The organism is Furfurilactobacillus rossiae, assembly GCF_013394005.1.
Classification (GTDB): Bacteria; Bacillota; Bacilli; order Lactobacillales; family Lactobacillaceae; genus Furfurilactobacillus; species Furfurilactobacillus rossiae.
Genome location: NZ_CP040586.1, coordinates 975275 through 988268 on the forward strand (window position 1 = coordinate 975275; position 12994 = coordinate 988268).

Annotated in this window: 12 protein-coding genes; 7 read left to right on the plus strand and 5 right to left on the minus strand. The window is 43.4% G+C overall.

What is annotated here, in order from left to right:
* Positions 1–28: 28 nt before the first annotated feature.
* Positions 29–1834, plus strand: a complete 1806-nt coding sequence (locus LROSL1_RS04575) for a DUF2207 domain-containing protein (protein ID WP_178913878.1) — start codon at positions 29–31, stop codon at positions 1832–1834.
* The gene (locus tag LROSL1_RS13230) at positions 1818–1949 is read left to right on the plus strand and encodes a hypothetical protein (RefSeq protein WP_263863244.1); all 132 of its coding nucleotides are present in this window, start codon (positions 1818–1820) and stop codon (positions 1947–1949) included. Before LROSL1_RS04575 ends, LROSL1_RS13230 begins: the two co-directional genes overlap by 17 nt.
* Positions 1950–1963: 14 nt before the next feature.
* On the opposite strand, the gene LROSL1_RS04580 is transcribed toward LROSL1_RS13230, so the two are convergent.
* From LROSL1_RS04580 to gntK, 3 genes are all read right to left on the minus strand, one after another.
* Entirely contained in the window at positions 1964–3322 is a 1359-nt protein-coding gene (locus LROSL1_RS04580) for a gluconate:H+ symporter (RefSeq protein ID WP_017262722.1), read from the minus strand.
* A 771-nt stretch (positions 3323–4093) separates the two neighbouring features.
* Positions 4094–5461 (minus strand): gluconate:H+ symporter, encoded by a 1368-nt coding sequence (locus tag LROSL1_RS04585; protein WP_017262723.1) that lies wholly within the window; start codon positions 5459–5461, stop codon positions 4094–4096.
* A gap of 271 nt (positions 5462–5732) precedes the next feature.
* Positions 5733–7286 (minus strand): gluconokinase, encoded by a 1554-nt coding sequence (gene gntK / locus LROSL1_RS04590; protein WP_017262725.1) that lies wholly within the window; start codon positions 7284–7286, stop codon positions 5733–5735.
* 187 nt (positions 7287–7473) lie between these two features.
* Between gntK and LROSL1_RS04595 the strand changes: the two genes are divergently transcribed.
* The 3 genes from LROSL1_RS04595 (at position 7474) to LROSL1_RS04605 (ending at position 9673) form a co-directional block, all read left to right on the plus strand.
* Positions 7474–8331, plus strand: coding sequence for a MurR/RpiR family transcriptional regulator (locus LROSL1_RS04595; protein WP_318653002.1), 858 nt, complete (start codon positions 7474–7476; stop codon positions 8329–8331).
* A 113-nt stretch (positions 8332–8444) separates the two neighbouring features.
* Entirely contained in the window at positions 8445–9224 is a 780-nt protein-coding gene (locus tag LROSL1_RS04600; protein ID WP_178913879.1) for a GH25 family lysozyme, read from the plus strand.
* A 14-nt stretch (positions 9225–9238) separates the two neighbouring features.
* Entirely contained in the window at positions 9239–9673 is a 435-nt protein-coding gene (locus tag LROSL1_RS04605; RefSeq protein ID WP_178913880.1) for a hypothetical protein, read from the plus strand.
* Between the two features lie 120 nt (positions 9674–9793).
* On the opposite strand, the gene LROSL1_RS04610 is transcribed toward LROSL1_RS04605, so the two are convergent.
* A complete protein-coding gene (locus LROSL1_RS04610; RefSeq protein WP_178913881.1) occupies positions 9794–10222 on the minus strand; it encodes a M48 family metalloprotease in 429 nt (142 codons plus the stop codon).
* Positions 10206–10544, minus strand: a complete 339-nt coding sequence (locus LROSL1_RS04615; RefSeq protein WP_178913882.1) for a helix-turn-helix domain-containing protein — start codon at positions 10542–10544, stop codon at positions 10206–10208. The genes LROSL1_RS04610 and LROSL1_RS04615 overlap by 17 nt, the downstream gene beginning before the upstream one ends.
* A gap of 154 nt (positions 10545–10698) precedes the next feature.
* Here LROSL1_RS04615 and LROSL1_RS04620 point away from each other — a divergent pair, with 154 nt between their 5' ends.
* Positions 10699–11070, plus strand: coding sequence for an ArpU family phage packaging/lysis transcriptional regulator (locus LROSL1_RS04620; protein ID WP_178913883.1), 372 nt, complete (start codon positions 10699–10701; stop codon positions 11068–11070).
* A gap of 142 nt (positions 11071–11212) precedes the next feature.
* On the plus strand, positions 11213–12940 hold the full coding sequence (locus LROSL1_RS04625; RefSeq protein WP_178913884.1) for a CotH kinase family protein: 1728 nt from the start codon (positions 11213–11215) through the stop codon (positions 12938–12940).
* Positions 12941–12994 lie beyond the last annotated feature (54 nt).

Sequence of the window (12994 nt, forward strand, 5' to 3'; positions counted from 1 at the left end):
GCGTAACAGCAAAGCAGGAGGGTGCATCATGAAATCAAAGCACTGGTGGCTTAGTTTAATGATTGTAATTGGTTGGGTCTTTTTATTACCAATCACTGGTATGGCCGATGGGTCATATACAATCGATAAGTACGTTGCGAACGTTAATGTTTTAGAGAACGGGGATGCAGATTTTACACAACGCATTACTTACAACTTTGACGGTCATTTCAATGGCGTATTTGTAAAACAGGATCTAAAGGGATTGAAGGGTGTTGATACACCTCAAGTGACAGTTAAGAATCAGGGTGGTTCTGAGCAAACGTTGAGTGAGCAGGCAAATGGGCGCGATAATTCGTTTCAGCGGACACAGAATTCCAACGATTTGCAACTTAAGGTCTTTCACAAAATCAGTGACAAAAGCGCCACGTTTACCTATCGCTACCGTTTACATGGCGTAGTTACAAATTATGCCGACACCGCTCGCTTAAATTGGAAAGTTATTGGTCAGGGATGGGACGTGGCGTTAAATAACGTGCACATTACGATTAAATTGCCGGCGCAACCTGTGAACGACTTACAAGCCTGGGTTCATGGACCATTGAATGGTAAAACCACGGTTAAGAAGGCGGCTGGTAGAGTGAACATCACAGTGCCTAGTATTCCAGCCAATCAATTCGTTGAAACGGACCTGTTATTCCCGACCTCAGTGACAGCCACAAATAGCAACACTGTCAATCAACCAATGAAAGAACAAGCTCGCAAGCATGAGCGTGATCTGGCTGCGGCAACCAATCGCAAACGACAACAGTCGCAACGGGTGAATGCCGGGATGTTGAGTGCTGTGGGAGCGATGCTAGTTGTATTGCTCGGTGGTTCGTTGATTTACTTCACTCGCCGGCCGGTAAATCGTCATCCCGTTCCAATTCCAGTTAATCATTGGTATGAAGTGCCAACGGTATCGCCAGCCGTGGCGGCGCGGTTAATTACAGACAAAGCGCCGACGACTAAGGCGTATACGGGAACCTTAATGACCGAAGCTGGCAATGGTGAAATTACTATTAAACCGGAAGACAAGACCTATATCATTACGAAACAAAAAGATATTTCTGAGCCACTGACCGATTTTCTGATCACAGAAGTAGGCGATGGTGAATATGTTCCATTGAAAGATTTAAAAACCTTTGGTCAACGCGATCAAAGTGGGCGTCTGAGTGGACGGTTTACTTCGTGGCAGGATCGGGTAGAGGATGAGGCAAGAAAGTATTACGACGATCATAATGTCGCGTTAAGAAGATGGTGGCTGACTGTCGCTATTGTGACGAGTGCACTATCAGCGTTAGCAGCGCTTATTGTGACAAACCTGCCAACGATTCGGTTAGGCGTGTGGATTGCGGCAGTTGGTTTAAGTGCTTTAGTCTGGGGGTGTGCGCTGTGGCAACGACGCGTCATCAGTCGTTACACGCTTGAAGGGGATCAACTGCACAATGAATTGTTAGGTTTCAAACGAATGTTAAACGATATAGGACACTTTGACACGGCTAAGGTTGGTGACATTGTAATCTGGGAACAAATATTGCCATATGCGGCAGCACTTGGCTTAGCTGAAAAAGTAACGAAAGCCCTATCCCTTGAGTTCGGCAGTGATGCACTGATGAAGACGGGGATGATTTTCCCACTGTATTACGGTTTCGGCGGTTTTGATAGTAGTTTTGATACTGGCCTTAGTAATGGTTTGTCGTCATCAATTTCGGCCAGCAATACGCAAGCGTCCAGCCTGTCTGGCGGTTCGGGTGGATTCTCTGGTGGGAGCTCGGGCGGTTTTGGTGGCGGCTCCGGTGGTGGCGTCTTTTAAAGCATCTGCTGGTGAATTTACGTTTGACCAGATGACATTTTCAAATAGCTGGGAGCAAAAAGATCCACAATATCGCGGTCACATGACCATGATACTGTGGATCTTTTGGTATTAATAAATGGAATTAATTTAGTGAACGAACACACTGAGCAAGAGCACCATTAGTAGACCGACCACGGAGATGATGGTTTCCAACACGGTCCAAATACTCAATGTTTGCTTAACTGTCAGATCGAAGTATTCAGAGAACATCCAGAAGCCAGCATCGTTGACGTGTGAGGCAGCCAGTGAACCAGCACCAATAGCTAATGCCATTAATGCGGGGTTAGCACCGGATGCATGCATCAACGGAACAACTAAACCAGCGGCCGTCATACCGGCAACTGTGGCAGACCCAAGAGCAACACGCAGAATGACCGCTATTAGCCAACCCAGAATTAGCGGTGATAGGCTAGAATGTGACATCATTTGTTGAACGGCTTTACCAACACCACCATCAATCAAAACTTGCTTAAAGGCGGCACCACCACCGATAACCATTAACAACATGGCAATCGACTTGATGGCATCTTCAATCGTGCCACTAATCTGTTTCATTGTCCGACCACGGGAGAAACCCATTGACCAGATTGCGAATAATAGCGAGATGACCATGGCAATAACGGGATCACCAAGCATAATCATGATTGAAGCAAGACCATGCGGATGAGCGGGCTTAATCCCATGCAAAGCCGTCATCGTGTAAATGGTCGAAATAGCCATGAAAATAACGGGGAACAATGAGGTAAGGGCAGCCAAGCCGAAACTAGGTGTTTCATCCAAGTTGTATTCCTTAACTTCACCAAAGGCTGGTAATTCCTTTTTAATAACGAATACGCCTGGTTCCAAACGTTGCATGATCCGCGTAAATACAGGACCGGCAATGATCACACAGGGAATGGCAACAATAATACCGAGTAACAACACATTACCAGTATTAGCACCTAGGGCAGTCGAAACAGCAGTTGGAGCAGGTTGTGGCGGCAAGAAACCTTGCGTTGCTGACAAAGCAGCAGCCATTGAAATACCCAAGTAAACGAATGGGACTTCGGCTTCTAGCGCAACAGCGAACACGATTGGTGTTAGTAGGACAAGGCCAACTTCAAAGAATAGGGACATCCCGATAATGAAGGAGGCAACCACGATTGCGAGTTGCAACCGTTTTTTACCAAACGCGTTAATCAGTGTTTTGGCAATTCGGTAAGAACCACCGGAGTCGGACACAAGCCGACCAATCATCGCCCCAAACCCGAACACGATGGCTAACTCACCAAGTGAGCTACCAATCCCGTTCTTGATGGACGTCGCGATGGCTGCTGGGTTCATGCCAAGACCCAGGGCCACCAAAATTGACGTCACAATCAAGGAAACGAACGTGTTGAGCTTGAACTGGATAATCAATACCAGTAACAAGGCGATACCAAGAATTAGAACAATAAATGGCGTCATAATCAAAACTTTCCTCTCAAATGTAAAGACTTTTGGTAACTAAAAAACCAACTCCAACCATTGTACTCGTCCGAAACTCATTCTTAAACAGGATAATGGCAAAAAATGTAAATAGTTTTCAGAGTTATCAAACGATTATTTCATTGTGAAATTTAACTGATGGTTTATAGTTTTCTGCCGCTTACGGTTGTCAGCATAGAGACGCTCATCGTGGGACCGGTTCAAGCCTGAAAATCACAGTCTTTCACCTCGCCAACAAGCCTCGTGAGAACCCGAGTCTTGTTGTCCGTCCATGTTGTAAATCCGGCAGAAAACGCCTGATTAACAACATTTTCACGACTTGGTTTCTATGCTGACGCCCTTCAGCTACATTGAGACATCTACCTTCAGCTACATTGAGACATCTAATAGACGAAAGATTAGTAATGAATTTTAAATCAATTCTTCAATCACGAGTGTTCGATTTAAATTAGGTAGTCACTTTTTTAACATCAACAGTTAGTGAAGCCAGTTAGGAACAGAGTTTCGTGAAGGTATTACTTAGTGGGCGGTGTTGGGCCACTTAGTAATACAGGACGACTTCTGAGACCGAATTTTGGGCTCAGAATCGAGACTCAAGACCGATTCTTGGGCTTGGGCCGGTCCCATGAAACGGCGTTCCTGACTGGTGTAACGAAATGTCTATTCTATCTTTCTTTCACGCAAAAAAACGACACTCAAGTTTGATGAGTGTCGTTTGAAATAATGACTAATAAATTTTTAAACGATGATCTAGTGGAAAATGACGTTTAGAATCATAACCCCGATAATCCCACAGACGGCAATGATTGACTCCAGTACCGTCCATATACTCAACGTTTGCTTAACAGTTAAGTCGAAGTATTCACGGAACATCCAGAAACCAGCATCGTTAACATGAGATGCAGCTAATGAACCAGAACCAATGGCGATAACCATCAGGGCAGGGTCCACACCAGATTGTGCCATCAATGGGGCAACAATTCCGGCGGCAGTCAAAGCAGCAACCGTAGCTGAACCTAAAGCAATACGTAAGATAACGGCAACTAACCAACCAAGTAACAGTGGACTGAAGTTTGTGTGAAGGAACATTGTGGCAACGGCTTTACCAACACCACCGTCGATCAACACTTGCTTGAAGGCACCACCACCACCAATAACTAACAGCAACATAGCGATGGACTTAACGGCGTTTTCCATGGAAGTCATGATGTCTTTGGTAGCACGGTTACGATGCCAACCCATGGACCACATTGCGAAACATAGTGACAAAATCATGGCGATACTTGGGCTACCAATGAACGCAATGAACTGGTCCATTGCATTTGGGTTCTTTGGTAATTCACCGCCTGTAAAGATTAACTGATACAATGTGGTGATGGCCATGAAGATAACTGGGAACAGGGAGGTCAATACGGCTAAACCAAAACTAGGGGTTTCTTCCAACTTGAATTCTTTGATTTCACCAAGTGAGGAAAGGTTACCTTTTTGTTCAAACGCAGATGGTGCGTAACGCTGGGCCAACTTAGTGAATAATGGACCAGCAATGTAAACAGTCGGAATCGCTAAAATAATCCCGAATAACAGAACCCGGCCAACGTTTGCGTGTAATGCCGCAGAGATGGCAACTGGCGCTGGGTGAGGTGGTAAGAATCCGTGGGTAACAGACAATGCTGTTGCCATGGAAATCCCTAAGTAAAGAATTGGCACTTCGGCTTCAACCGCAATGGCGAAGACGATTGGGATTAACAGAACCAAACCAACTTCAAAGAAGAGGGCAATCCCGATGATGAAGGAAGCTAACACAACGGCGAGTTGCAAACGTTTTTTACCAAAGCGTTTAATCAACGTCGTTGCAATCCGGTAAGCACCACCGGCATCGGCAACTAAGCGGCCAAGCATGGCCCCAAAACCGAAGACGATGGAAAGTTCACCTAACTGGCTACCAATCCCGGTTTGAATGGAGGTAGCAATTTTATCCATTGGCATCCCCAAACCAAGTGCAACCAGTACAGCAGTGATAACTAAAGCTAAGAAAGTGTTGATCTTAAAGCGAATAATGAGAACTAATAAAAGGGCAATTCCCAAGAACAACACTATAAAAGGTAAAGCTGCAGACATGATTAATGTCTCCTTTCAAAGTGAAAAAATAAGAACTGAGGAAACAATACCAGATAATCACCAAATAGGAAAGCGATTACATTTGATTTTAGCAATTTTTTTACAATACTTGCCTAAAACCAATAAAAATGACCTTTTTGAAGTACAAGTGAACCTTGATATTAGTATATTAATTTGATGATAAAAATTTTCATGCTATTAAGAAAAACTCAGAAAAAGAAAAGTTCATCAAAAAAAGCAACCCCAAAATGAGGTTGCTCTGCTGACACAATTATTCTTGTGTTTCACCATGTTGCGCATGCTTCTTTTGGAAGTTGGCAATGTTGGTGTATTCAGTTTGAAGCTGACGGCTAAGGCGAATGTAAATTGGGACTAATTCACGGTAAACGTCGAAGTTTTCTGGGTTTGGTTGGTAAGTGTTGGTTTCACCAACGAATTTCTTAACATCGCTTAAGTTGTCAATTAAGCCCAGTGATTTCATGCCGATGACAGCAGCACCTAAACATGAAGATTCAAATGATTCTGGGATGGTGACAGGCTGTTCGAAGATATCGGACAACATTTGACGCCACAGTTCAGAACGGGCGAAACCACCAGTTGCCATGATGGACTTAGGTTCACCGACAACTTCTTCAAGGGCCAACAGCACCGTGTATAGGTTGTAAACGATACCTTCCAAAACGGCACGAATCATGTGAGCTCGAGTGTGCATTTGTGTCAAACCGAAGAAGGAACCACGGGCGTCAGCATCCCAGATTGGTGCACGTTCACCACCAAGGAATGGGTGGAACAACAGGCCATCTGAGCCAGCTGGCACACGTTTGGCAATTTCTGTTAACAAGTCATAAGAGTCTTCTTGTAAAAGGGCAGCAGTACTCTTTTCAGCATCAAACAGATTGTCCCGCGCCCAACGGAAGACGACACCACCATTGTTAACTGGTCCGCCGACAACCCATAGGTCTTTGGTCAAAGCGTAACAGAAGACACGACCCTTGGGATCGATAACAGGGTGGTCCGTAACGACACGAACGGCACCGGAAGTACCAATCGTAACCGCAACGACACCTTCGTCAATTGCGTTAACACCTAAGTTGGATAATGCGCCGTCAAAGGCACCTTGGATAAATGGAACATCCTTAGGGTAGCCAATGACTTTTGCATATTCGTCACGCATGCCCGTTGATTGAGCATAGCCATCAACGATTTTAGGTAATTGATCAGTGGTGACGCCAGTTAATGCCAGAGCATCTTTATCCCAGTCGAGGTCGAAGATGTTGAAAATCCCGGTTCCACTGGCAACAGAAATATCCATTTGCCAAACATCTAACAGACGATAGAAGATATATTCCTTAATGCCACAGTAGTAAGCTGCTTTCTTGTAAATGTCGGCATGGTCGTTCTTCAACCACAACAATTTACATAATAATGACATTGGGTGAATTGGTGTTCCTGTATGCTCATACAGGGTTTTACCAGTGCCATCTGCTTTCAATTGATCAGCGTACTTGGTTGCTCGGGTATCAGCCCAAGTGATGACACGCGTCAGTGGCTTATGGTTTTTATCTAGTGCAATCAAACTTTGGTTGGCACTTGAGAAAGAAACACCATGAAGCTTGCCATTCTTAAGGTCGGCCTTGCGCAGAATTTCTTGTAAACCATTCACAACAGCTTCAAGAATTTCTTCTGGATCTTCTTCAGCCATCCCCGTTGCGTCACGATATAACGGGTAAAGCTTGTTCGTGTAAGCTAAGACGTTACCGTCCAAGTCGTATAATACGGCTTTGGTACTCGTGGTACCAATGTCCATTCCGACCATATAGTCCATATGAATAAACTCCTTTGTAAACTTTTTTAGTTAAATCTACGCCTGCTAGTATAGGCGAAATTGGCAGCGTTCACAACTGTTTCGAACACTTAATTTGTGAAAGTTGATGCAATCTGAAAGCGTTTGCGGCATAATGTTCTTAGAAAACTTTTTACATAAAAGTGGATGAATATTTTCATAAAGGACGGTGTTTATCATCGCACGAACTAGTGTAAGTACGATTAAAGCAAACTATCAACACTTAACGGGAGCTGATAAGAAGATTGCTTCATTTATTCTTAGCAATCCAGCCGCCGCCAGTGAAATGACGATTCAAGATTTAGCGGAGAACGTCAAAGTATCGACGGCAACGGTTAGTCGGTTTGTCAAACGAATTGGGTGGCGCTCATTTCGTGAGTTTAGCCTAGGCTTTGGCGGCATTGCAGCACAAACGGACAGTTTTTTCAGTGAAATTGAAGAAGACGATGCACCGTCAGTTGTCGTCGATAAGGTGTTTCAGGGGGCTGATAACGCGTTAGATGCAACCCGTGCGTTATTGAAAGATCAAGATTTAGCCGATGCTATTAAATTGATCAAAAATGCACATACCTTGTCATTTTTTGGCTTTGGTGGTTCCTCAATTGTTGCGCTAGATGGGTATCATAAGTTCTTACGGACAACGGTTCAGCCGCAGTTTCACCCTGATGTCGACATTCAATTGATGCAAGCCGTAAAGATGACCAAAGACGATGTCGCAATTATCGTGTCTCACTCCGGGCGTAACCATGACACATTAATGATTGCGGATCAATTGCGAGCTAATCACGTGCCAATGATTGCCATCACCAGTTATCCGGCTTCACCACTAGCAAAAAAATGTGACATTGTATTCCAATCCGTTGCGGAGGAAGTTAACTACCGGAGTGAGTCAATGAGTTCTTTGATTGCCCAGTTGACGATTATGGACAGTTTGTTTACTTTGGTTGGTGCTCAAGGCGCGCGTACTCAGTCTGGGGAAGGCTTATTAAAAGATGTGCGTCATGCAATGGCAACGACTCGCGAGTAATTATAGAAGTTATATAGAAGAATAACAGTGAATCATAGTCAACTAATAATGTCGCCCACCTGTAAACGTGCTAGAATAAGGCTTAATCTTTTGTCACGAGGGTGGTGGGATTTGTGCAAAGTCGGCGGCAGTCGGCCTCAATCTATCAACGGTTAAAACAGCGACGGATGCGTCGATGGCGTTGGCTTTTGGTGCTAATCATCGTTGGCTTGATTGGCGGTGCTGGTTATGGTGTGTTTCATTGGTGGCAATTACGACATCAGACAATGATGGCCAAGTATCCAGTCACTGGGGCCGCCATTGATCAGGATGCGGGGTTTTTAGACTTCCAGGCCTTGTCCAAAACAGGGGTCAAATTTGTCTATTTGAAAACGACCGTCGGCAATCGGTATACGGATGACGATTTTGCAGGTAATTACAGTCGCAGTGGTGGTAGTGGCAATACACTGAAAGTTGGGGTGTACATGGTGTACAGTCCCAATAGTTCCGTACTCAGTCAAACGACTTATTTTGAGAAACAGGTTGGTTCAGATACGGGAACGTTGCCAATTATGATTTCTGTTCCAGACACCGGGTCTAGTTTTGGGTCTACCAAGGCCATTGAACGAACTGTGACACGTTTGACAGCGATGATAACGACATTAAGAACGGATTATCAGCAGCCAGTGTTGTTGTGGACGTCAATAGAGGGCTATCAGGCATTAAAAGGCAAATTGAGCCATACAATGTTTTCACTTGATGATAGCAAATTGACCAAACGGAGCCCTCAGGACGTTCAATTTATCAGTTATGACGATAATGGTTCGCTAATTGTGGCTGGTGAGCGACAATCTATGTCCCTAATGGTATACAATGGCAGTAAGCAATCGTTTGATGCATTAAGCAACGAGTAAAGATGGGTGATAAAATGGCTTTTTTCAGTAAAAAAGAAAGTGACGATACAAAGCAAGGTGCACCACGCTTGACAATCGATCAGGCGCAAACCGGTATTCTTGACGCCGTCACCAGTCAATTTGGCGATTCACAAACAGCATTGCCAGATTTCTCAGTTGTTGCAGGGTGGGCTAGTGCTGATTTTATTGCCTTCCGCAGTTTTGATATTCAAATCAAAGTGGGGGTCACTCCAGAAAATCCTCGCGATCAGAAACGTTTGAAATGTTTGGTCGCCGTTGGTCCGCGTTTTGTCTCGTTGTACGACCTTTTGGAGACGGATTTACGCAGTCAGTACAAACGACAATACACGCCAGAAAATTTGCGCGCTGATTTAAAATTGTTACAGCATTATCTAGCTTGGCGCTTAACGCCAGAACAACGCGCCAAATTTGGTTTGACGCAAGACTAGAGTTAATAAAGTTCATTTTGATATAAAAACACCACAACTCAGCAAAAATGGGTTGTGGTGTTTTGAATTTAGCGAAGCAAAATTAGCGATTGATTGATATCAGTTACAATAACGGTTGTATTAATCAACTTGTTTAAGTTGTGTCTCATAATGTTGCCTGATTTGGGTTTCAGTAAAGTTGACCAGGTAACTCGGAATGCATAACTGGTGAATAAAACAGGCAGAATTTGCATCACTAACAGCGATGTCAGCAAAGTATAAATCGATCAGTAATTGAATGCCACGTTTGCTAGCTGCAAATTCAATGCTGTTGTGGGATGCCTGCGGACAGCCGTATAGAATGCCAGCGTCGTTATTTAAGACATGGCCGAGCTCATGCGCCAACTGAAATGCAATTTGATTTTGATTGGGCCAGTTCAAGTTAATGAGGACTTTATTCAAAGCCGGATTTGCAGCAGGCGGTGTATTAGGCGACATGGTGGTCGATAAAATAACGTTGATTTGATGTTGCTTTGCAAACGCGAGTAAGCGATCAATTAGATTTTGCATTATCATCACTGCTTCCAAGAATTCGTTTAATATAGGCAAGGTCTTCCGGCGGAATGGGGCGGCCTTCAAAGGTCATGATGACATCATCGTCGTTAAGATCAACTTGTTGTGATTTTTTTGTTGCAGCGGCCGTGTCACCGCCGATTAATGAATCAACGGATACATTAAGAATTTCCGCAACTTTCGTTAATCGAGAAATACTTGGATCTTTTTTTTGCCAGCTGTAAATACTGTTGATGCCCATACCCGCCTTGATAGCCAATGTTTGGAGGCTAAGTCCCCGTTCCCGGGCGAGGGTCTTCACTTGTTCGTAGATTGACATGATACATCCTCTTTTCCTTAACTTTCATTTTACACTAAAAAATAAACGATGTTGTAAAAATTATCCGATTGAATTAAAATGTTGTTGAATGATTATCCAATCGTGTAATTAAAGTATAATTATTTTATTCTATTGAGTAAGAAGGGCTAATGAAATGAAACGTCTTATTGAAATAAATGTCGATTTTAGTTTGACACGACAACGAATTAAACAACAAAGTGAGCAGTTTATTCTTGAGAATATTAAACGCTCCGGAACACGGAGAATTAACGTTGACGAACAGTATTCAATCGTGGGAGTGAGTTTAACGGCAACGTCGCCAGAAGCTTCCCATTGGGACCACTATGCGCAGATGTTTAATCAATTAACGGTAATGGAACGGCGGATTATTTATTATCGTTATTTATCGCAGAAAACGGATGTTTACGCTGAACTAAACACATACTATAGTCGTTCGCAATACTTCCGTGTTAAACGCACAGCCGAGTACGAGTTCGCTTATCTGCTTGGTGTACTGGCGAACTAACCGAATTAATGGTGGCGTTTTTGTATGCGACTTTTGTGAGAGCTAACTGGGATTTAAATGATAAAAGCTCCGGACTTCCAAAATGCGAACATATGTTTGAATAGACTTGTACCAAAAAAATAAATGAAGGAGTGATTATCTTATGGATAACACAGTTGATACAAGTCAGTTGGCAACGTCAGTGAAGACGTTACCTGAATTACATCTTACCGGTGATTTGACTGGAATGAGTCACGAAGTATACAAGAACTTATCGTTTGATTTTAAATTGAACGATGGTCGTGATATTAGTGGCTTTGCCAAAATCAAGTGGCAAGGGGATGGTTCGCTACGGTGGGACAAAAAGAGTTACAAGTTTAAGGCATACGAGGATGAGGCATGCAAGACAAAGCTTAAGTTTAAGCCGTTAGCAGATTGGGCCGAAAACAGCGACTTTAACTTGAAGGCCAATTATATGGACATCACGCATGCTCGTAACATTACGAATGCTGCATTGTTTGCGGACATGACTGCGACACGTCAGCATGTTAATGATGAACTGGCACAGGCGATTAACTTTGGCGAGATTCAGGGATTCCCAATTCGGTTGTGGATCAATGACAAATTTAATGGCGTATATACATTTAACACGGGGAAAAACGGTACCCTGTTAAACATGTCAAAAGACAATAAGAATCATGCGGCCGTTGAAGCGGCTCAATTTAACGACACAACAGCCTTTAAAGCTGATACCGCCAAGTTTGATAATAGTGATTTCAGTGTAGAATTTCCTGACGCACTATCTGATCCATTGAAAAATAGTTTTGAAAATCTGATGAAATTTGCCCATAATTCTTCAATTTTCGATTTCCGTGCCCATCAAGATGAGTATATTAACATTGAATCGGTTATTGACTTCGGCATCTTTGCCAACGTCATCGATGACACGGATATGGAAGTTAAGAATGCGATGTACGTCACTTACGACGGCACTCACTGGACCATGGTTCCATATGATTTGGACACGAGTTGGCAATTACAATGGGATGGTAAGTCATTGCAGCCGATTGATCAAGACCTATTCGACTTCCAAGGCAATCAACTGTTATATAAGGCGTTTGCGGCTAACCAAGACCTTGTCTACAAACGTTATCGTGAGTTGCGTCAAACGGTATTGCGTGGAGATAATGTTATTAATCACATTAAGCAGTTTATGCAATCTGTTGGCGAACCAAATTATGAGAATGATTTGAAGACATGGCCTGATTTGCCAAGTGAAAAGCTGACGGGGATGTCACAGTTGCAGTATGACATGTCCAAACGACTGGCCCTGATTGATGATCAAATCGAACGACACTTTGGGGGCGGGCAGAAACTGGCAACGCCTAATTTCGTCAAAAACTCCGATTTTAAATATGATCTGAGTGACTGGAAAGTTTATGGTAACTTTTATCGGACTACCTTCTCAACATCGGTTAACAATGGCAGCATGGGTGCTGGTTATTCACGTACAGGGATTGATGAAGGAGTGTGGAATTTAATTGTGAGCACTCCAATTCCAATTAGTAATCCTGATAATCCACCAGTAGTGTCTTTTGGAGGCAAGATAATGATTCCTGACGATGTTCCTTTGGCGGAAGATGACACAATCCTTATTTCTTTGCATTTTCTAGATGCCAATGAACGAAGAGTTAATGATGGTGTTACTCTTGTGGCCGATCATTCTCAACTCAACTGTCAACAATTTCTAAAAGCAGAGGGTATTCAGATTCCGAAAGGTACTGTCAACGTGCATATGGAATTTGCCTTTAATAAAAATGGACATGCAATTTTGACACAGCCACAAATAAACTTCACACCAACTTTGGGTGAATATGTTAGTGGTGATTAACTAAATGTTCTCGAAAATAGAGTTTATCTGCATGAAAGATGTGTAGATAAACTC